We start from the raw sequence: 20,783 nt of genomic DNA on the forward strand, positions 1-20,783 counted from the left end.
AATCGATCGATTGAGTGGGTGGAATGGGTGGATGGATGGAGATGGGGCATGTTTGGATATGAGTCCAGCCAGGACGCCAGGCTACGGAATCACAGGTCTGGCACAGTAGACTTCCATTTCTGGCACAGCATCGCGCCAACGTGTTCCCCCATACCTGGCCAACGACTCTCACGGGCCGGTTTCCGGGTTGATGCGCAACTCGACGGCATATGGCCTCTTCCCCATGAACGATGCTTGGAAGCTTCCACCAATTTCGCCGCCTCTATATGTTGGGATCACCACAACCTGTTCTACGCACCGTCAATCGGGAAGAGCCGGCTTACTGGCCTCACCACACGCTGGCGCCGAGCACGAAAGGCGGCTCGGTTGCATGCCTCGTGCCATGATAGGCGCGTGACCTCAGAACGGGCAGCCATCTACTACGCCAACCTGCTCCGCGAGCTATTCGTTCTGGAACAGATCGTGGAGGGTCAGGACGACGACCCGCCATCGTTTGAAGATCTGAAGGCGCAGGCGATGCAACTTCCGCAGGGTGAGGTTTCCGCTGTCATTGACAAGGTGCAGTACACCGAGATCCCGCTGATTCGGAAGGCTCACCGCATCACTAGGTGGATTGATGCCGATGGCAGGCATCGCTCAACACCCCGCGACTGGCCATCGCCCGACAACGAGGTGAGGCGTTGACCGGCTATACCGAGGATGCGCTCCGTATGGCCGCTGACGTCATCGAGGAATACAACCGTCGGCAGGATAACCAGACCGAGAATCAACCAGTCCGACCCTCGACCCTCCGAAATGAAGCCGATCGCATCGCTGGTAGTGAATCACAGAACAACTGACGACCTGGGTGCGCAACCTCTCGACGCAACGGCTCAGAGCTAGCTAGAGGTGAACGACTTCAATACCGCCCCAAGCCTCGGCGAGATATTCTGCCGCGATGCGGCGATGGCAATGCTCAGGCGTCGCCTCCGAGCAGAGGAGGACAGCGTCCTCAAATGCGGCTGGCTCGAGCACCCGTTCGATGCGCCGCTCGTTGATGAGATCGATGTACTCGCGCTCATATTGTGACCAGGACCACCCGCCCTTCTTGTAAGCTGTTAGGAACTCGCTGGTGGGCGCGAGCAAGAGCTCGTGACGGTAGGTCATTCCACAGAGTTCGTGCACGAAGTATCGCAGGTCGTCGCGCTTTGTGAATCCCGCGAGTTGGGAAACATTGTTGAGGCGGGTGTCGACGAGAGCGACTGCACCGCTATTCCGAAGCAAACCGAAGAACTGTTCGGCACTCTTCTTTGTAAAGCCGATCGTATAGAGAGTCATTTGCCTGCCGCTGCCTCTTTGTCGATATAGGCTATATCCGACTCTTGCAGTTCGAGGGCCTTCGCAAGTAATTCTTCCTCCGACTCGAAAAGGGACGGCTCGTCTAGGTGATGCTTCCGACGGAGGCGGTTCATCGCTGCGCTATGTCGTTCAACACTTCCATCTCGATGGATATGTGTGATTTGCATATCACGGTCGGCCAGAACACGCGAGATGAGTATGGTCCGGTGGCAATCGAGTGGGTCTTGCTCCGTGCACGTTAGAGCTATTCGCTCGAGTGTTGCACCATTAATGAGGCGTTCGATTCCGGAGACGAACAAAGGGCTATGCGCTAGGCGGCTGTACTGCACCTTTCCATCGATATAGCAGGTCGGATCCGGTGATCTTGCTCCAAGCTCCTTGCCCAAGAATACATAGCTAACTCCTGCGGCTTCGAGAGCCGAACGTATGGCCTCCCGATTGAATTGCGGTGTGTACCGGCTAGCCGGTATGGATCGCACGTCGGCAACAGCGGTAATTCGGTGCAGACTAAGTAGTTCGACGAAGTCCTCAATAGAATGGTTGGAGTGACCAATGGTGTACAACTGGTTCAATTCACCGATCACCTCCTGCTTCGGCGATAACTGCAGCAACCAGCCTGTAACAGTAGTCATTGTACGGCTCTCCCAGACTCACAGTCAGAAATGCCGCCCCGATGTCGTGGAACCCACGACCGTGTGCCAAATAGTCACGCTCGACAATTGGATCGGTAACGAAGACCCTGTAATCGTGTCCACACCACGAGAAGATTGCCTGTACTCTCAGGTTTTCGTTTCCGTAGTCCTCGCCGGGAGCAAACACTCGGTAACGCAAGGAGTCGACATGAATCAAACGCAAAGAGTCTCGGAGCTTATCTGCATCGCTCTTTGGAATACGGTCATTTAATCCATATCGCGTGCTCGAAGATGATGCGGCCCAAAGATCCCTAGAATCGACGAGAGGGCTGAGTTCGGTTATGCCGAAGCCCCACACGAACTCCCAATAGGCGCCCTTATCAATCAGCCAGTTCTCTGATTGATAAGTCTCTGGAACGTGCTTGACGAGGGGCACCTGCGCTACATCGAGCACGTCGGGATGTGATCCATCTGAGTACTGACGCTCGTACTCTGAGACTTCGCCGTGTTCACGCCCACTTACAGGCCGTACCCAACCCAGTGGGCGCCAGTCTTCGTCCAGCTCGACGCCCGCAATGCATCGGCCACTCAACTTGCGGGAGTTTGCCAGGACAAGAATCGTCTTGAACAATGGCGGCGACTTATCGGCGATCACGCGGTCTCCTGGTCGGCAGACGAAGTCAGTCTCTCGATCGTCTCCAGCAGGCGGGTCACCTTGTCCACCGCGAAGACTTGCGTCGGCCCCTGCGGGGCGTTGTCGATGAACGGCGGATCGAACAGCTGGTTGGCGTCCATCCTCCCGTTCCGCGTAAGGTGCTCGACGACAAGTCCGATGAAATGGATCTGGTCAGCGGTGGCGTTAGTGTCGTTCACGAATTCCGCGAACGCTTCGTTCACCGCCTGCTGGTCGAGCCCGACAAGCGCACGAATGAAGCGTCCGAGGCCGTGAGCGTCATCGATCGCCTGCTGCAGTTCCTCCGGTGAACCAGCACCGCTTCGGGCGAGGAGTTCCTGGAGCGAGTCGATGTCGGCTAGGGTCAATGGCTTCCCGGTCCTCAGCTTCTGCAGCGCTAGGTTGTCCGGCTGTCGACGCAAGTAGTCACGGACCTTGGCGTTGAAGCGCTCCTTGTCGGTACCAGTCGCCAGATGTGGCATGGCGACCTCGGTGACGTCGCCGGTGAACGTGTCTCGCAGATCGGTGTAGACGATCGGCTGCTTCGTCTTCTCAAGGAGCCCAACGAGGGAACGCAGCTCTTTGCGCGCGTCTTCGAGCATCTCCGGGGTGACGTCTTCCCACCACGCCTCGGAGGCGACCTCGCGTAGGAGTTCTTCCTTGGCCTTGATCTTGGGGATGGTGAGTTGCTCGAGGAGGCCGTCGGCGATGGTGCGGACTTTGTCTTGCTGGCGTTCGAGGGTGGTGTCGTCGGCTTCGATGACGGCGAGTTGTCCGCGCAGGACGATGAGGTCGAAGCGTTTCGCCATCTCGTCCGTGTCGCGGACGCTGGTTGGGAGGTCGGCGAGGTTGTCGACTATCTCGCGAATCTTCTGTTCGGTCAGCGACTCCCATTCGCCGCGGTCGCGGTAGACCTCGACCTGTTTGCGGCGCGGCCGGACGAGGAAGTTGTCGAGGTTCATGCCCGCGACCTGGGTGTGCAGGACGTCGGTGATCTGTTCGCGCAGTTCCGCGTTCGTGTGGGTTCGGTCGAGCGCCCACACGACGTCGGTACGGGCCGTAAACAATCGCTCCGACAGTGAGGCCGGCAGGTGTGCTTCGGCGGGTGCGGGGTGGGCGTTGAAGAACTCGACGTTGCCGCAGAGGTCGAAGATGAAGAAGTCGGTCTTGTCTACTCCTGGTCCGTAGAGGTCGGGGCGTAGGCGGGTGCCGCGGCCGACCATTTGCCAGAACTTGGTCTTGGACCGCACGGGTTTGAAGAACACCAGATTGACGACATCGGGGACGTCGATGCCGGTGTCGAGCATGTCGACGGAGATCGCGATGTGCGGGCTCGTATCCGGTTGGGAGAACAGGTCGATCAGGTCTTGGCCGTGGGACACGGCGTGGGTAATGACGGCGGCGAACTGGCCGTTGTACTGCGGGTAATTGCGGTCGAAGCGCTGTGCGATGAAGTCGGCGTGTTTCTGGTTCTTCGCGAAGATGATCGTCTTGCCGAGCCGGTCACCGCCGGCGACGCGGTGGCCGCGAGTCATCAGGACTTCGAGAGCTTTGTCGACGGTGTCGGTGTTGAACAGCCATTTGTTGACCGCTTCGGAGGACACTTCGTCGGGGTACTCATCCGGGTCGACGTCTTCGCCCCAGTCCTCGCCTTCCCACCGCTTCTTCTCCTCGTCGGACAGGTCGTCGTACTTGATGCCCTGGCGTGGGAAGGACAGCGGTACCGTCACGGCTCGTGGTGGTACGAGGTAGCCGTCTTTGATCGCTTCTTCGAGGCTGTAATCGTCTGTGGGGACACCGGTTTCGAGGTTGAACAGCTGGTAAGTGTTGTAGTCGACTTCGTCTTTGGGAGTGGCGGTCAGCCCGAGGAGGTAGGAATCGAAGTATTCGAAGATCCGCCGATACTTTTGGTACACCGAGCGGTGGGCTTCGTCGATGACGACGAGATCGAAGTGCCCGGGGCCGAAGCGGCGCCGGCCGTTATCGAGGTCGTTGATCAGCCCCATCATCGTCGGATAAGTGGACACGTAGACACGGCCGTCGGTGTTCTTCTCGGTCAGCAGGTTGACCGGTGAGGTATCCGGCAGGAACGTCTTGTAGGCGTTGACCGCCTGCTTGACCAGAGCCTTGCGGTCGGCAAGGAACAGGATGCGTTTGGCCCAGTTCGCTCGCATCAGCATGTCCGACAGGGCGATCACCGTACGGGTCTTACCGGACCCGGTGGCCATCACCAGCAGGGCGGCGCGTTGACGGTTAATCTCGAAGCCCTCAGTGACGTTGCGGATCGCCCGCGTCTGGTAGGGGCGTTCCACGATCGAGGTGTTGATGTCGACGTCGGCGAGTTTCTTTCGAGTGGTGCGGCGCTGGATCTCCAGGGCGAGCTCGTCGCGGGTGTAGAAGCCCTCGACTTCCCGTGGTGGGTAGTTCTCGTCGTCCCACAGCCAGGTAGCGAAACCGTTGGTGTAGAAGATGATCGGGCGCTGGCCGTGCATCTGCTGGAGGCAGTCGGCATAGAGCCTGGCCTGGTGTTGTCCGACGGTCGCGTCCTTGGAGGTGCGTTTGGCTTCCACCACCGCCAGGGGGCGTCCGTCGGTGCCCCACAGCACATAGTCGACGAAACCGGTCTTGCCGTCGGGCATCCCGGTCACCGGGTACTCCCGCACCCGCAGGGCGTCGACATCCCACCCGGCTTCACGCAGCAGCAGGTCGATGATGTCGGTGCGGGTGCGAGCTTCGTCGTAGTCGTGGGTGTCGGCATGCTGGGCTGCAGCGGCTTGTGCGGCGGTGACCTGGGCGCGCAGCTGGGCGATGAGCTCCTCGAGGCTGGCGTGGGCGGCGTCGGCTGCTTTGAGTTGTTCGTCGCGCGCCAGTAGCTGCTCGGTGAGGTCAGCACGCGCATTGGCGGCTTCTTCGAGTTGGGCGTCCTTGGCCTCCAGCTTGGCACCGAGTTTCTGCAGCTGGGCCATCGTCTTGGCGACTGCGGCCCCGCCACCCGGCTTGGGTAGATTCGCGCGGTCGAGTTTCTGCTCCGGGGTTGGCTTCGAGTCGGCCTGGGTTGCATAGGTACGGTCGAGCCACGACAGGACGTGGAACAGTTCCTCGAGCAGGCGGATGCCGGATTCCTGCCCGATCGGACGGTCGTCGTGGACGGCGTGGTTGCCCGCGCGCCGAATCAGGTCCAGTTTCGTCTGCACCGGACCCGGCACGAGCGCCTGAAACGCCGGGTCATGGATGCGGGCCGACAGATCGTCCTTGTACGGCTTGTCCAGGCCATTGACGGTGTAGAGCCACTTGACGGCGGCCTCGGCCGTCCGCCGCGCGTAGAAGCAAGTGGAACGGCTGTCGAACAGCGCATCGCGTTCGGCGTTCTTCGCCGACGCATGAATCTGCGGCCACTCACCCTGCAGAAAGTCGAAGTTCCCAGCCACCATCCCTCCTCCCTAACGTCTCCGATCTTGGCACACGGCCTGTGTTGATTGACGTAAGCCGGCAAGACTACATCGATCTTCTGACAGCTCGACCCGAGCCAACTTGGCAGGAGTGTAACGGTCCCGCCGGGCACGATTGACTCGCTCAATCACAGCCCCGCCGGAGAACCGGTGTCGCTTGGGACTCGAGACGAGCAGAACGTGCTCGGTGACGAAAGCGGGCGATAGCGGTGTTGGTGAGACCTCAGCAACCGGCGCGAGAAGCCTTATCCGACAAAACACTCGGTACCGGCTGCAGTGACTTCACAATTCACCGCGGAAGGCGCGGGATTGAATGGAAGCGAACAGCGCTTCACAGGTATCCAGGCCCGAGGTTACGTTTGTCGCGAGACTCCGAATACTTACTACCCTTCTCCCGAATTCCCTTTGTTCCGCAAGATCAGGTAGGTCGATGGCGAGCGGCGCAAGATCCCTCTTGTTGAGCTGGGGTACTGAACTACCGGACTGAATAGAGGCGAGATCAAGAAACTGAAACCATCCGAACAGGAAATCAGAGGTAAGGAACTCGTCAATTGGCGCTATTCCCATTAGATTCGGGTCGAGCACAGCTGAACGAACTGTTAAGCGCTTCTTATTGGTGCCGATCGCTCCACCTCGTTTCGGTATCACCACGGACCCAGTTGGGCAGGTAGCAGCTCTCGCTCCCCCCTTTGCACTCCACAACACCGAATTCTTGAGAAAGGTCTCGTTTCCTGACAAGTTCAGATCAGATACCTTCAGGAGCTGATACCCACCTGCCTGGCCAGCGAAGGCCTCGCCGTCGGGGAGCGTGCCTCCCGCGTAGAATTCGGCTACGTCGCCAAGCAGCGTGTTTGACTCCGACTTGCGTGGGTCACCGAACATCTGAACAAAGACTGCCCGCGACAGTGTGTCCAAGAGTCCGAGACTTTGCTTCCGCTTGGCGCGGAGGGTGTCAGCGTGGTCGAGGATGGCTGCGATGCGGCGTTGTTCGGCGAGGGGAGGGAGAGGGATCTCAAGATTGTCGAGGTCCTCGTTGCGGAGGTTGTTGATATTCGCGCCCGCCGCAAGGCTCGAAACACGCCGACGGTAGTCGGTAGTTCTAAAGTAGTGAGAGAAGTAGAGGGGATCGACTCCGCTACCTGGCCTTAGTACCTTACAGAAGGCGCCAAAGGTTGCCCCAGTTTCACCTTCGACGCGTGCGGATTTGCCAACGATGTCGATGGAGCCACTTGATGCGGCAACAAGAACGTCTCCTGCACACAGCATCTGGCGTGGATTGACTTTCTCATGAGGGACATAGAGAAGGTCTCTGATCACCAATCCTGAATCTGTAATGTTGCCCGCGCGCAGAATAGGAACGAGGCCGTCTGCAGGAGAATCACTCGCGTCGGATTTCGCATAGGTTACTCCGCGAATCTGTTCACTGATATCGCCAACAGTCGTCACAGTGCGCGTCATTCGGCACCGCCTGCCAGCATCTGGCGTAGCTCGGCGAGGCCGGATTGAATGTCGAGTTCGAGTTTGTCGAGTTCGTCGAGGATCTCTTTGGGTGCGCGGTGTTCGACCTCCTCATGGACGATCTCTTTGTATCTGTTGAGGCTGAGGTCGTAGCCCTGCTCTTCGATGGCGTTCCGCGGAACGCAGAAAGACTGCTCGGTGCGCTCACGCTTGAGCTCGGCACCATCGCGTTCGGCCCAGCGGGCGAGGACGTCGGGCAGGTTGTTCTTGGCGTGCTGGTCGTCCGCGAGCTCGGCCAGCGGACCGAGCTTGTCGCCATCGAGCAACGCGATTCGCTTGTCGTCGAGCGAGAATCCATCGGCCTGGACGTCGTAGAACCAGACGTTGTCGGTTCCGCCCGAGTTGGTTTTGGTGAAGAACAGGATCGCGGTCGAAACACCTGCGTAGGGCTTGAAGACACCCGATGGGAGCTTCACGACGGCGTCTAGTTTGTGGTCGTCGACGAGCATCTTGCGCAGGGTCTTGTGCGCCTTTGAGGAGCCGAACAGGACGCCGTCGGGCACGATGACGGCTGCGCGGCCACCTGGCTTAAGGAGTCGTAGGAACAAGGCAAGGAACAGTAGTTCGGTCTTCTTCGTCTTGACAATCTGCTGCAGGTCTTTCGCGGTGTTCTCGTAATCCAGGCTCCCAGCGAAAGGCGGATTGGCGAGCACCAGTGAATACGCGCCGGCATCCCCGGTGTTGGCTTCGGCGAGAGAGTCCCGGTAGCGGATGTCGGGTTGTTCGACGCCGTGCAGCAGCATGTTCATCGAACCGATGCGCAGCATGGTGTTGTCGAAGTCGAACCCATGGAACATGTCGTGGTGGAAGTGCTTGGCACCTGTGCCAGAGTTGATGTCGGCGGCGTGGTGGTCGCGCATGTATTCGGTGGCCGCGACCAGGAAGCCGCACGTGCCCGAGGCCGGGTCGACGATGGTGTCTCCGGGTTCGGGGGCCATCATTTCGACCATCAGCTTGATGATGTGGCGGGGTGTGCGGAATTGGCCGTTCTGTCCGGAGCTTGCGATCTTGGCGAGCATGTACTCGTACACGTCGCCTTTCGTGTCGAGGTCACGCATCTCGATCTTGTCCAATAGATCGACGACCTTGGTGAGCATGCCCGCGTTGGGGATCGACAGTCGGGCGTCCTTCATGAAGTGGGCGTAGGTGGAGTCCTCGTCGCGCATGGTGCGTATGAACGGGAACACATCCTCGTCCACAGTTCGGAACATGTCGTCGGGTGCGTAGTTCTTGAACTCCGACCAGCACAGTTCGGTGCGCTCGACAGGGAATGGGTTGCCAGTCATTGGCTTCTTGGTGAGGCTGGCGCGGTTAAGGGCGAGTTGCTGTTCGTCATCGAGGCGGCGGATGAACAGCAGGTACGTGATCTGCTCCATCACCTCCAAAGGGTTAGAGATGCCGCCGGACCAGAATGCGTCCCAGACGGCGTCGACCTTGCTCTTCTGTTCTCCCGTGATCACTCTCGCGTACTCCCAAACAGTCGTGGTGAACCCGAACAGAACTGTATAGCGCACCAATCGGACAGTTCGCGGACAGCGATGGCGCGACACGCCCGACGGCAAAGGCAATATTCGGTGTGTGATGTGCGTCTTGAGGACGTACATCGGCGTCCTTCGTTTGCTGGCAACGCTCCACGAGAGCGAACCGGCAGGTAGCTGCACCGCCTCTACCTGGGATTTCGGTCGCCCTCAATGCGCATAGTGCGCGCTGTGCGCGCACCGCGTGGTGTGCGCACTACGCGCGCTTTGCAGCCAGGATGCGACCGGAAAGCATCTCAGACCAGTGCCTCCGGGTGTGGTGGCATTGATTCCGGAAGTCCCCGGAACTACCCGGTAGGAGGCACTCATGAAGGACCCCGATGTTCCGGCCGCACACTTCGGTTCGCCGCGTATCAACAAGCCCGGCGACGTAACGCGGGTTGAGCTGCGCCTGCCGACTCCACTTGCTGCCCGCCTTTACCGGCTCGCCCAGGCGAATGGGCAGTCTGTATCGCGTGTCGGCGCCGACGCGATCGAACGTGGATTGGGAGGTGCTGAGTGACGTAGCACCACTCGGGCCGACAGGCCCGTACACGACATCAGGCGCCGACCTGCACGATCAGCGCCCGACATCTCACAGCGGCTGGCACCGCTGCTTTCATCTAACCCCTGCATGGAGTCCCCTTGATGCTACCCGCTGTAATTCCGAACGCCCACGCTCGCGACGTGCCCGTGTCGATCTGGACACGCTCCCGCCAGGCGGTGACCAAGCCGTGAGGAATCTGCCGATCGACGTCGCGATCGACGGCTACGTGCCTCGACAGATTCCGGAAGCAACGTGGCGCGTCATTGAGGACGAAGTGCGTCAGATCGTCCGCGACTCTCAGCCGGCGACGGGAACGTCCGCCGATCACCACATGCTGGCAGTCACCCATTTCCTCGCTTGGGCGGTCGACCAGCAACGCTCCCGTGAGCGCGAGCGGCTCTTCGTACCCGAGGTCGTCGAACAATACGTGGCTACGGCGTGCGGACATCTCTCGCCCGTCAGCCGTGGAACGCGTCGATCAGTGTTGCGGACAATCGGACGGCGCGTCACTCGGAAAGCTCGATGGGACTCACCCGCACCGGTCTATCCAACCTCCAAGAGCCGGCCACCTTACACCGATGAACAATGTCGATGGCTGGTCAAATGCGTTGACTCTCAATCCAGCCCTTTTCGACGCCGGGTTCTCCAATCACTCCTCGGCCTGGGTCTTGGGGCTGGGCTGACACCCGACGAGATCGCCTTTCTCACCACCGACAGCGTCATCAACGCAGCGCCGGGAAGAGTCGCGATTGAATTGCCAGCTCGCGTGGTCCCCGTCCGCACTCGCTACGCACCTCTCCTCGAAACGCTCGTGCGTTCCTTGCCCACAGGTGCTTTCCTCATTCGTGATAAGCCGGTCCCGCGGGTCGAGACGATCTCCCAGCTGATCGGGAATTGCGACCTCCCCACCAGCCTGCGCCCGCTGACGATGTCGCGATTGCGCCTTACCTGGGCACTCGACGCGCTGGCTTCATCAGCTCCGCTGCCCGCCGTGATGGCCGCCTACGGCTGCAGATCGCTGAAATTCACCGAGCCGCTGCTCCCGCACTTGATTGACCTTGCCGCGTCCGCGGACATCACCTCGGACCCGCGCCTCTACGACTTCTGACTCATGGCCAGTGCGAAGAGCGTCCCGCGTCACCGGACCAAGGAGCGTGGTGATGGACCTGGCTGCAGCGCAAAGACTTTCAGGGTCGCCTTCGACGGCGCACTGAGCGCGCCCGCACGCCACCTCCTCCACACGGTCATGGTGGAGGACAACAATGGTCGCCCCCGGGAGTTCACTCCCTTCCAGTTCTTCACCCTGGCCCTCATCAATGCGCTCGAAAAGCGGCCGATGCTGTTCACCAAGATCCACGAGACCTACCTCGGCCTCACAACCAATCAGCTCCGCCAACTCGGCCTCACAACGCTCTCCTACGACCAGACAACTGGCTTTGCCGCACGCGTGAAGACTCTCGTCGAAGCCGACAAAGTCGACGTCGTCGAGCTCATGAACGGCGTCTTCCAGCACACGATGCCGCAGCTACCGGCCATGTCCCTGGCCGTCGACTCCACCGACTACGAGTCATTCGCCAGGATCCGCGGCTTCTGGAATCGCACCAGCGACCAAGCACCCACCAGCCACGAAACCGACAGCGAGCCCGACGCGGATCCCAAAGCAGGCCGCAAGGGCGGCATCTGGCCGGTGGTTTGCTCGGATAACCGGCTACAACGAACCGTGGACCCCGATGCGCGCGATGGACACCGGTCGGCCCACAACAACAAGCCTGCCGGAGCATTCGTAGGCTACGACCTCACACTCGCCGTCAACTCGCGGCCATGGCGCGGCGAAGACGAACTCCCCGGATTCATCGCGGCCGCCAACCTCACACCCGCTGGCAGTCATCACGCCCGAGCGGCCATCGGGCTCATCGAGAAGCTCCATGCCACCGGCCAGAGCATCACCGACGTCACCGCCGACCGCGCCTACAACAACGCCAAAACAGAATTCTGGACAAGCCCGCTGCGCAAGCTCGGCATCGCGCCCGTCTTCGACCTCACCGAGAAGCAACGCCGCCAACGCCCAGGCCCCGAGCCCGGCACCATTATCCTCGACGGCACCCTATTCACTGACGCGCTACCCAAGCACCTCTGGGAACTCCCCACCTACACCGTGGGCATGACTTCCGAGGCCCGCGCCGCCCTGATGTCGCTCTACGACGATCGCAAGCCCTACGCGTTCCGGTCAATGGGAAAGAAGGCCGACGGCAAGCAGCGGTTCCGCGGCCCTGTCAGAACCGATGCTCCGTCAAAGATCTGCTGCCCCAACAATCAAGTCTCAATGCAGGAGAGACTGACCCGACCCGTCACCGAATGCAACGACGAGAAATGCGGATGCTCCCTGTCGGTCACCCTGCACGACGACTTCCTTCCCAACATCCGCCAACGCAACATCTACGGCACCACCGACTGGAACAAGGACTATCACCGCCGGAACGCGGTCGAAGCAGCGAACAGCGCCCTACGTACCGAGTTCCGAATGGACCGCGGATACACACGGGTCTTCGGTCTGGTGAAGAACGCCTTCCTGCTCGGCTTCACGCTGTTTGCGTACAACTACGAGTGCATCACTGACCACTTCCGCACTCGCGGACTGGCCGTTCCGCCCGAGTACCCGATCGCGAAGGTACCGCCGCTGAAATCACCGGCACCCAAGACCTCGACGAAGCACGCAAAGGCCACAGAGGGTGACCGACCATCACCAGGCGGTTGATCCGCCGCTCGGGGCAATCTTTCAGACGCACATTCTTCTCCACAGCAGCAACCGTGGGGTTCACTGCTGAGCGGAGATCGCAATCCTGAGCTAATCGGACCGTCGGCGGGTCTTGTGAGCCGATCGGATCTCGAGTTCAGAAGCGCTATCGCAAATTGATGTCATTAGTAGGCCGCTGTCCGGAATTTCGTCGTATTTCTACGACTTATCCAAACTAGAGACTATGACATAGGCAAACATGCCGATGGTGGAGCCTAGGAGATTCGAACTCCTGACATCCGCCTTGCAAAGGCGGCGCTCTACCAACTGAGCTAAGGCCCCGTGCCGACTGAAAACAACCGGACTTGGGTGTGCGAATGGGTGTCTGACACCTCTCGCAGTGGGCCTAGGAGGACTTGAACCTCCGACCTCTTCGTTATCAGCGAAGCGCTCTAACCGCCTGAGCTATAGGCCCGTGAACCGAAGACAGAGATTACCCGACGGGGTGGCGAAGGAGCAAAACGGGTGGTCAGGGAGGGTAGGGGTCGATGTTGGAGGCCCGCGGTGGTGGTTTCGATACGCCTGCTCGCCTAGCGGCTCGCACGCTACTCAACCACCGGAAGGGAACCGCCTATGCGCATCCAGAACCGGAAGGGCAACGTTTCTGCACATGACGAAGGGAACCGGGCGTACCCGAGGACGGTCAGTCCAGATCGCCCAGTGTCACCTCGGCGCCGCCGACGAGATCGGCGCACAGGTTGTAGATGTAGGCACCGATGGTCGCCAGGGCGGTCAGTAGGATCGCGTTGATCGCACCGAGCAGCGTGGCCCAGCCGAACACTGCACCCGCACCGATGATGTCGCCCTCACTGGTGGAACCGTCGGCGGTCACCAGGGTGCCGAACGAGCTGTTCACCTGCTCCCAGACGCCCATGCCGTCGAGCACCAGGTACAGCACGGCCACCGAGATCATCCAGATCAGGAAGCCGACGACCGACAGCACCGCCGCGATCTTGAAGGTGGCCCACGGATCGATGCGACGTACTTGCACCGCCGCACGCAACGGGCGCGCGCCGATCTCGGCCGGGGCCGACCGCGTCGGAGTGGGTGCCTGCGGTGCCGCCGGCTTCGGCTCGTTCACGTGATGGATGGCGTCGAGGTTCGGCAGCTTCTCGGCCGGCAGGTTCTCGCGGTCGATGTGCCGGGTCGGCGACTCCACGAACTTCTCACCGGGGTCGTCGGTCTTGGTGGCCGACGAACCGTACGACGAACTGGCTTCCCGCGGATCGTCGAGCTTCGTGATCGGCGCCTGCTGACCGGCCATGCTCGCCGCCGCGGTGGCACTGACGATGCCCCGCGGCGGCGGGCCGGGCTGACGCGAATTGCCGTTGGGTGCCTCCGACTGGTGACCGGTGCCGTTGGGGCCACGCTGCCACGGCGGCACGAGGCCACCCGGAGCGGTCCCCTGCGGCCCCGAACCAGAGGCCGCGTGGGGACCCGAATCCCCGTTGGTCGGCTTCTTGTCGTCCGGTGTGTTCGGTGAGCTCACTGGCATTCCCTCATTCGGTGGTCGTAGGACCCACACTAACCGCTACCGGTGGCCGTACCCGGCCACTACTTGCCGGGACCCGCCGATGCGCCTGCTTCTTCTTCCGGCTCGTCGGCATTGCGTGCTATTGCGATGACGGTGGTGCCCTCCTCGAGGTTCATCAGGCGCACACCCTTGGTCTGGCGACCGGCCTTACGCACCTGCTTGGCCCCCGTCCGGATGACACCGCCACCGGAGGTGATCGCATACAGCTCCGAGTCGTCGTCGACGATCAGCGCACCGATCAGTTCTCCGCGCTTGCGGTCGTGCTGGATCGTGAGCACACCCTTGCCGCCACGACCCTGTACCGGGTAGTCATCCATCCCGGTGCGCTTGGCGTAGCCGCCCGACGTGGCGACCAACAGGTACGTGCCCTCGCGGACCACGTTCAGCGACAGCAACAGATCGTCGCCGTTGAAGCGCATACCCTGCACGCCGGAGGTCTGGCGACCCATCGGCCGCAGCGCCTCGTCGTCGGCATGGAACCGGATGGACTGGCCCTTGGCCGACACCAGCAACAGATCGTCGTCGGCGCTGCACAGCTGCGCACCCACCAGTTCGTCCTCGCCCCGCAGGTTGATCGCGGCGATGCCGCCGGACCGATTGGAGTCGAAGTCGACCAGCTTGGACTTCTTCACCAGACCGTTGCGGGTGGCCAGCACCAGGTATGGCGCGTCCTCGTAGGTCTTGAGCTGGATGACCTGGGCGATGCGTTCTTCGGGCTGGAAGGCGAGCAGATTCGCCACGTGCTGACCGCGGGCGGTCCGGTTGGCCTCGGGCAGCTCGTACGCCTTGGCCCGGTAGACGCGACCCTTGGTGGTGAAGAACAGGATCCAGTCGTGTGTCGAGCTGACGAAGAAGTGTTTGACGATGTCGTCCTGCTTGAGGCCGGCACCCTGCACACCCTTGCCGCCGCGGCGCTGGCTGCGATACAGATCCGAGCGGGTCCGCTTGGCGTAACCGGTCTCGGTGATCGTGACGACCACTTCTTCACGCGCGATCAGGTCTTCGTCGCTGACGTCGCCGTCGGCGGCGATGATCTGGGTGCGCCGGTCGTCGCCGTACTTCTCGACGACCTCTGTCAGCTCGTCTCTCACGATCGCGCGCTGACGCTCGGGCTTGTCGAGGATGTCCTTGTAATCGGCGATCTCACGCTCGATCTCGGCCAACTCGTCGATGATCTTCTGCCGCTCCAACGCCGACAGACGACGCAGCTGCATCGTCAGGATCGCGTCGGCCTGGATCTCGTCGATGTCGAGCAGATCCATCAGGCCGGTGCGGGCGGCCTCGGTGTTCGCCGAGGCGCGGATCAGTGCGATCACCTCGTCGAGGGCGTCGAGCGCCTTGACCAGACCGCGCAGCACGTGGGCGCGCTCCTCGGCCTTGCGCAGCAAGTACCGGGTACGACGCACGATCACGTCGATCTGGTGCTCGACGTAGAGCCGGATCATCTGATTCAGGCGGAGCGTACGCGGCACACCGTCGACGATGGAGAGCATGTTGGCGCCGAAGCTGGTCTGCAGCTGGCTGTGCTTGTACAGGTTGTTCAGCACCACCTTCGCCACCGCGTCGCGGCGCAGGGTGATGACGATGCGCATACCGTCGCGATCGGAGGACTGATCCTCGATTCGGCTGATGCCCTTGAGTTTTCCCTCGTTGACCTGCTCGGCGATCGACTGGATCAGGTTGTCCGGGTTCACCTGATACGGCAATTCGGTGACCAGCAGCTGGGTGGTGCCCTTGTTCTCCTGGATCTCCACCACACTGCGCATCCGGATGCTGCCACGGCCGGTCGTGTAAGCATCCTTGATGCCCTGACTGCCGACAATCAGTCCAGCAGTGGGGAAATCAGGACCCTTGATGGCGTCCATACACGCGGCGAGTAACGCCTCGTCGTCGGCGTCGGGATGCTCAAGCGCCCAGAACACCGCATTGGCAACCTCATTGAGGTTGTGCGGCGGAATGTTGGTGGCCATGCCGACCGCGATACCGCCGGATCCGTTGATCAGCAGGTTCGGGATGCGCGAGGGCAGCACCGTCGGCTCGTTGGTCTTGCCGTCATAGTTCGGAATGAAATCGACGGTCTCCTTGTCGATATCCCGCAGCATCTCCATCGCCAACGGCGTGAGACGGGCCTCGGTGTAACGCATGGCGGCCGCGCCGTCGTTGCCCCGGGAACCGAAGTTGCCCTGCCCGTCGATCAGCGGATAGCGCATCGACCACGGCTGCGCCAGGCGCACCAGGGCGTCGTAGATCGCGGAGTCGCCGTGCGGATGGTAGTTACCCATCGTCTCCGCAACGGGTTTCGCCGACTTCACGTAGCTGCGGTCGGGCCGGAAACCGGCATCGAAGGACGCATACAGCAGGCGGCGATGCACCGGCTTGAGACCGTCGCGCACCTCCGGCAACGCACGGCCCACGATCACACTCATCGCGTAATCGATGTAGCTGTTCTGCATCTCCTGGCCGAGATCGACCGGCTCGATGCGGTCGCCCTCTCCCCCGGCCGGGGGCAGTGTGGTGTCAGTCATGGGAATCTCTTTCGTTCAGACTGTCGGTGGCGGTGGTTTCGAGGCTCGTCGCAGGCTCCTCGCACCTCAACCACCAGCGAGATCGACCATCGGACGGATCTCAGACGTCCAGGAAGCGAACATCTTTCGCGTTGCGAGCGATGAAGCTGCGGCGGGCGGCCACGTCCTCACCCATCAGGATCGAGAACAGCTCGTCGGCAGCGGCCGCGTCGTCGAGGGTGACCTGGCGCAGCACCCGCACCGCCGGATCCATGGTGGTCTCCCACAGTTCCTTGGCATTCATCTCGCCGAGACCCTTGTAACGCTGGATGCCGTCGTCGGTGTTGATCTTCTTGCCGGCGGCGCGGCCGGCCTCGAGCAGGCCATCGCGTTCCCGATCGGAGTAGGCGAATTCCGGCTCGGTCTTCTGCCATTTCAGTTTGTACAGCGGCGGCTGCGCCAGATAGACGTGGCCGTGCTCGATGAGCGGACGCATGAACCGGAACAACAGCGTGAGCAGCAGGGTTGCGATGTGCTGGCCGTCGACGTCGGCGTCGGCCATCAGCACGATCTTGTGATAGCGCAGCTTGGCGATGTCGAACTCGTCGTGGATGCCGGTGCCGAAGGCGGTGATGATCGACTGCACCTCGGTGTTCTTGAGCACCCGGTCGATCCGTGCCTTCTCGACGTTGATGATCTTGCCGCGGATGGGCAGGATCGCCTGATACATCGAGTCGCGCCCCGATTTGGCGCTGCCACCGGCGGAGTCACCCTCCACGATGTACACCTCACACTTGGTGGGGTCGTTGCTGCGGCAGTCGGCGAGCTTGCCGGGCAGACCGCCGATGTCGGTGGCCGTCTTGCGACGCACCAACTCTCGCGCCTTGCGGGCAGCCAGCCGCGCCTGCGCGGAATCCACCGCCTTCTTGATGATGATCTTGGCCTCGGCCGGATTGGCCTCGAACCAGTGTGCGAGATGCTCGTTGCAGGTCTTCTGCACAAAGCTCTTCACCTCGGTGTTACCGAGCTTGGTCTTGGTCTGTCCCTCGAACTGCGGGTCGCCGACCTTCACCGAGATGACTGCGGCCAACCCCTCACGGATGTCGTCTCCGGTGAGTTTGCCGTCCTTCTCCTTGAGCAGCTTCTTGTCGTAGGCGTACTTGTTGACGGTGCTGGTCAACGCGGCACGGAAGCCCTCTTCGTGCGTGCCGCCCTCATGGGTGTTGATGGTGTTGGCGAAGGTGTGCACCGACTCGGAGTAGCCGGCGTTCCACTGCATCGCGATCTCCACCTCGTGACCGGTCCCCTTGGCGGTGAAGCCGACCACAGAGGTGTGGATGGCGTTCTTGGTCCGGTTGAGGTGCTTGATGTAGTCGACGAGACCATCCGGGTAGTGATAGGTGCGGGTGCGCACCTTGGCCGCCTTCTGCGCCTTTTCCGCCTCGGACTTGATGGTCTCGGCACCCTCTTCGGCGTCCGGATCCATCTCGGCTTCGGCCACCGCGGCCTCATCACTGAGCCGGTTGTCGGTGAGCGTGATGGTCAGTCCCTTGTTCAGGAACGCCATCTCCTGTAGGCGCCGCGCCACGGTCTCGGCACTGAACGTGGTGGTCTCGAAGATGTCGGCGTCCGGCCAGAACCGCACCGTGGTGCCGGTCTTGCGGGTGGCATCGCCCTTTTCCAGCTTGCTGGGTTTGGCGTGGTCATAGTGCTGTTCCCAGTGGAAACCGCCGTAATTGATCTCCAGCTCGACACGGGTCGACAGGGCGTTGACCACCGAGATACCCACACCGTGCAGGCCGCCGGACACCGCATAGGCGTCGGAGTCGAACTTGCCGCCGGCGTGCAGCTGGGTCATGACAACCTCGACGGTCGGCACGCCGGTCTTGTGCATGTCGGTGGGGATGCCGCGGCCGTCGTCGACGACCTCGACGCCGCCGTTCTCCAGCAGGGTGACCTCCACCTTGCTGGCGTATCCGGCCATCGCCTCGTCGACCGAGTTGTCGACGACTTCCCAGATCAGATGGTGCAGGCCACGCTCACCGGTGGAACCGATGTACATGCCGGGCCGTTTGCGAACGGCCTCGAGACCTTCCAGGATGCTGATCGAATCGGCGCTGTACTCGCCCGGCTTCTTGGACTTGCGGTTCTTCTTCGCCGCAGCGTCGTCGGAACCGGTGGTGTTGGTGTCGGCCACGAGGTGCGTCCGCTCCTTCTGTCTCGGTGAAACCCGGCGGGGGTGAAGCCTGGACGCACGACGACCTCATCCGCACTCCGCGCACGGACGAGATCGGTATGCAGTCCGGGCACTCTGCCCAGGTGGCTCCACCCCTGTCGGGACAACTGCCTACATACTACTGCCTGACCCGACCAGGAACGGGTATCCGGGGCCGCTAACAACCGCGTAGATCGATTTTTTTCGTGAGATGCCGGTCCGATCGTGGATGAGGCCGGATTCTTCCGTCTGACGAACGCTGACTCGCCCCTCGGCCGCTACGGCTCGCGGCGGGCGGTCCGTAGGGTCACCCGTAGGTGTCGCGGGGTCCACGGCCGGCGATGTGTTTGGGCCCCTTGCGCCACGACGGCTGCTTGGGTCCGGTGATCCGCAGGCTGGTGACCATCCCGTCGCCGACGGCACCGGCGATCTTCGCGAGGATCTGTCCCTGCATGTAGCGCAGTTGGGTGGCCCAGGCAGTGGACTCGGCGGAGATGTGTAAGACGTTGTCCTGCAACGATGTCGGTTGAGCATGTGCGGCCACGTCGGGTCCGACGATCTGCTCCCAGAGACCGAAGACGGTGCCCTGCCCGATCTGCGGCTCCCACCCACGTTCCCGGGCCAGACTGCCGGCGAGGCGACCCAGGGGCTGCGGATCCCGCGCATCCGGACCCGATCCGGACCAGCGACGTCGGCGGCCGGCCGGTCGGCGACGTTCGGTCACCGGGGAGGACCTGCCCTGGCCGACGGATTTGCCCTGGGCGCGGGCCGCGGCCCGCGCCTCCTCCAATGCTCGCCGGGCGAGTTCATACCCCGACGAATGTGACGGGCCTGTCTGGGGTGACGCTCCGTCCGGCCTCGACTCGCTCATGCACCGCCCTCCCCTGCAGTCGGCTCGGTCAGCACCGAATGTCGAGTGCCATTGTCCTCCACGACCCCGACAGAAACCCGGCGACCGCCGATGGTGTCGGGAATGTCCTCGCCAACCGCCGCGGTGATCAGCAACTGTTCGGCGGTTTCGGTGAACGCGACGAGTTGCGCGCGACGCTGGGCGTCGAGTTCGGCGAAGACGTCGTCGAGCATGATCACCGGTTCGATGCCGTCGGCCCGGACCAGTTCCACCGAACCCAGCCGCAGCGCCAGCGCCAGTGACCAGGACTCACCGTGGCTGGCGAAGCCTTTGGCCACCTCGTCGCCGAGGACGATGTCGAGGTCGTCGCGATGCGGACCCACCAGGCTCACCCCGCGGTCGATCTCCTTGTCGCGCAGTTCGCGCAACCGGGTCAACAGGATCTCGGTGATGTCATCGGCGGAGACCGGGGCATCGTCGGCGGCGACCACCTCCGGCCCGGCCGCGGCCCGATACCGCATCGTCGCCGGCCGCGAATGCGGTGCGATCGATGCATATGATTCGGTGACGTGCGGACGGAGTTGCCGTAGCACCTCGATCCGTGCGGCGGTGACCTGGCCGCCCAGATCGGCGAGTTGGCCGTCCCACACGTCGAGCGTGCTGATCACCGATTCGGCGTCCGAACCGCCTCGTCGCAGCGCGGATCCTGCGGTCTTCAGCAGTGCCGATCGTTGGCGAAGCACCCGGTCGTAGTCGGAACGTGTTGCAGCCCAACGGGGTCCACGTTGGGCGACGAGTTCGTCGATGAATCGCCGGCGGTCGGACGGATCACCGCGCACCAGCAACAGATCCTCCGGCGCGAACATCACCGAGCGCAGGATGCCGAGGATGTCTCGGCTCCGGCGCGACGGCGCACCGTTGACAGTCGCCTTGTTGGCGCCCTCGGCGTTGATCTGCAGCTGCACGGTGAGTTCGCGGCCCAAGTTCTCGACCGTTCCGGTGACCGTGGCCGACGACGATCCGCTGTGCACCAGCGGTGCGTCGGTGCTGACCCGGTGTGAGCGCAGGGTACCCAGATAACCCACTGCCTCGAGCAGGTTGGTCTTACCGAACCCGTTGCGGCCCACAAAGATCGTCGGTTCTGGACGCAACGTCAGATCGATTTCTCGCCAGGACCGGAACTCGCGCAGGGACAGTTCGCGGACGAACACG

The 20,783-nt window shown here is 62.1% G+C and carries 15 protein-coding genes and 2 tRNA genes; 4 read left to right on the forward strand and 13 right to left on the reverse strand.

Going from position 1 to position 20,783, the window contains the following annotated elements; translation table 11 throughout:
- The first annotated feature begins 393 nt into the window (after nt 1-393).
- The gene (locus ACIGKQ_RS13260) at nt 394-684 is read left to right on the forward strand and encodes a hypothetical protein (protein WP_287016088.1); all 291 of its coding nucleotides are present in this window, start codon (nt 394-396) and stop codon (nt 682-684) included.
- A gap of 198 nt (nt 685-882) precedes the next feature.
- Here ACIGKQ_RS13260 and ACIGKQ_RS13265 read toward each other — a convergent pair whose 3' ends face one another.
- The 6 genes from ACIGKQ_RS13265 to ACIGKQ_RS13290 all read right to left on the reverse strand — a co-directional run bounded on the left by ACIGKQ_RS13265 (nt 883) and on the right by ACIGKQ_RS13290 (nt 9,070).
- Entirely contained in the window at nt 883-1,317 is a 435-nt protein-coding gene (locus ACIGKQ_RS13265) for a DUF488 family protein (protein ID WP_287016087.1), read from the reverse strand.
- Nucleotides 1,314-1,970: a DUF488 domain-containing protein gene (locus tag ACIGKQ_RS13270; protein WP_350339593.1), complete on the reverse strand. Its 657-nt coding sequence runs from the start codon at nt 1,968-1,970 to the stop codon at nt 1,314-1,316. Before ACIGKQ_RS13270 ends, ACIGKQ_RS13265 begins: the two co-directional genes overlap by 4 nt.
- A complete protein-coding gene (locus ACIGKQ_RS13275) occupies nt 1,912-2,625 on the reverse strand; it encodes a dual OB domain-containing protein (protein ID WP_287016086.1) in 714 nt (237 codons plus the stop codon). Before ACIGKQ_RS13275 ends, ACIGKQ_RS13270 begins: the two co-directional genes overlap by 59 nt.
- Nucleotides 2,622-6,071 carry a DEAD/DEAH box helicase family protein gene (locus ACIGKQ_RS13280; RefSeq protein WP_396573993.1) on the reverse strand — a complete coding sequence of 1,150 codons (3,450 nt, stop codon included), beginning with the start codon at nt 6,069-6,071 and terminating at the stop codon, nt 2,622-2,624. Before ACIGKQ_RS13280 ends, ACIGKQ_RS13275 begins: the two co-directional genes overlap by 4 nt.
- 303 nt (nt 6,072-6,374) lie before the next feature.
- Nucleotides 6,375-7,550, reverse strand: coding sequence for a restriction endonuclease subunit S (locus ACIGKQ_RS13285; protein WP_287016084.1), 1,176 nt, complete (start codon nt 7,548-7,550; stop codon nt 6,375-6,377).
- The gene (locus tag ACIGKQ_RS13290; RefSeq protein WP_287016083.1) at nt 7,547-9,070 is read right to left on the reverse strand and encodes a class I SAM-dependent DNA methyltransferase; all 1,524 of its coding nucleotides are present in this window, start codon (nt 9,068-9,070) and stop codon (nt 7,547-7,549) included. Before ACIGKQ_RS13290 ends, ACIGKQ_RS13285 begins: the two co-directional genes overlap by 4 nt.
- Before the next feature lie 385 nt (nt 9,071-9,455).
- On the opposite strand from ACIGKQ_RS13290, the gene ACIGKQ_RS13295 reads away from it, so the two are divergent.
- From ACIGKQ_RS13295 to ACIGKQ_RS13305, 3 genes are all read left to right on the forward strand, one after another.
- Complete coding sequence (locus ACIGKQ_RS13295) at nt 9,456-9,650, forward strand: hypothetical protein (protein WP_287016082.1); 195 nt, start codon at nt 9,456-9,458, stop codon at nt 9,648-9,650.
- Between the two features lie 211 nt (nt 9,651-9,861).
- On the forward strand, nt 9,862-10,782 hold the full coding sequence (locus ACIGKQ_RS13300; RefSeq protein WP_287016081.1) for a hypothetical protein: 921 nt from the start codon (nt 9,862-9,864) through the stop codon (nt 10,780-10,782).
- A 141-nt stretch (nt 10,783-10,923) separates the two neighbouring features.
- A complete protein-coding gene (locus ACIGKQ_RS13305; protein ID WP_287016079.1) occupies nt 10,924-12,429 on the forward strand; it encodes a hypothetical protein in 1,506 nt (501 codons plus the stop codon).
- Between the two features lie 245 nt (nt 12,430-12,674).
- Here ACIGKQ_RS13305 and ACIGKQ_RS13310 read toward each other — a convergent pair.
- The 7 genes from ACIGKQ_RS13310 to recF all read right to left on the reverse strand — a co-directional run bounded on the left by ACIGKQ_RS13310 (nt 12,675) and on the right by recF (nt 20,782).
- Nucleotides 12,675-12,750, reverse strand: a tRNA-Ala gene (locus ACIGKQ_RS13310).
- 59 nt (nt 12,751-12,809) lie between these two features.
- Nucleotides 12,810-12,883 (reverse strand) — tRNA-Ile (locus tag ACIGKQ_RS13315).
- 228 nt (nt 12,884-13,111) lie between these two features.
- Complete coding sequence (locus ACIGKQ_RS13320) at nt 13,112-13,957, reverse strand: DUF3566 domain-containing protein (protein WP_266061892.1); 846 nt, start codon at nt 13,955-13,957, stop codon at nt 13,112-13,114.
- A gap of 65 nt (nt 13,958-14,022) precedes the next feature.
- The gene (gyrA, locus tag ACIGKQ_RS13325; RefSeq protein ID WP_396573997.1) at nt 14,023-16,527 is read right to left on the reverse strand and encodes a DNA gyrase subunit A; all 2,505 of its coding nucleotides are present in this window, start codon (nt 16,525-16,527) and stop codon (nt 14,023-14,025) included.
- Nucleotides 16,528-16,627: 100 nt separating this feature from the next.
- The gene (gene gyrB, locus ACIGKQ_RS13330; protein WP_308191626.1) at nt 16,628-18,703 is read right to left on the reverse strand and encodes a DNA topoisomerase (ATP-hydrolyzing) subunit B; all 2,076 of its coding nucleotides are present in this window, start codon (nt 18,701-18,703) and stop codon (nt 16,628-16,630) included.
- A gap of 325 nt (nt 18,704-19,028) precedes the next feature.
- A complete protein-coding gene (locus ACIGKQ_RS13335) occupies nt 19,029-19,592 on the reverse strand; it encodes a DUF721 family protein (protein WP_235721482.1) in 564 nt (187 codons plus the stop codon).
- A complete protein-coding gene (recF, locus tag ACIGKQ_RS13340; RefSeq protein WP_328713912.1) occupies nt 19,589-20,782 on the reverse strand; it encodes a DNA replication/repair protein RecF in 1,194 nt (397 codons plus the stop codon). Before recF ends, ACIGKQ_RS13335 begins: the two co-directional genes overlap by 4 nt.
- Between the last annotated feature and the right edge of the window lies 1 nt (nt 20,783).

It is taken from the genome of Gordonia sp. NPDC062954 (assembly GCF_044543825.1).
Lineage (GTDB): Bacteria > Actinomycetota > Actinomycetes > Mycobacteriales > Mycobacteriaceae > Gordonia > Gordonia tangerina.

Bases quoted from the DNA above. Each gene is read 5' to 3' on its own strand.
- ACIGKQ_RS13335 (WP_235721482.1), bottom strand. From the start codon at position 19,592: ATGAGCGAGTCGAGGCCGGACGGAGCGTCACCCCAGACAGGCCCGTCA.
- ACIGKQ_RS13295 (WP_287016082.1), top strand. From the start codon at position 9,456: ATGAAGGACCCCGATGTTCCGGCCGCACACTTCGGTTCGCCGCGTATC.
- gyrA (WP_396573997.1), bottom strand. From the start codon at position 16,527: ATGACTGACACCACACTGCCCCCGGCCGGGGGAGAGGGCGACCGCATC.
- ACIGKQ_RS13270 (WP_350339593.1), bottom strand. From the start codon at position 1,970: ATGACTACTGTTACAGGCTGGTTGCTGCAGTTATCGCCGAAGCAGGAG.
- ACIGKQ_RS13265 (WP_287016087.1), bottom strand. From the start codon at position 1,317: ATGACTCTCTATACGATCGGCTTTACAAAGAAGAGTGCCGAACAGTTC.
- ACIGKQ_RS13285 (WP_287016084.1), bottom strand. From the start codon at position 7,550: ATGACGCGCACTGTGACGACTGTTGGCGATATCAGTGAACAGATTCGC.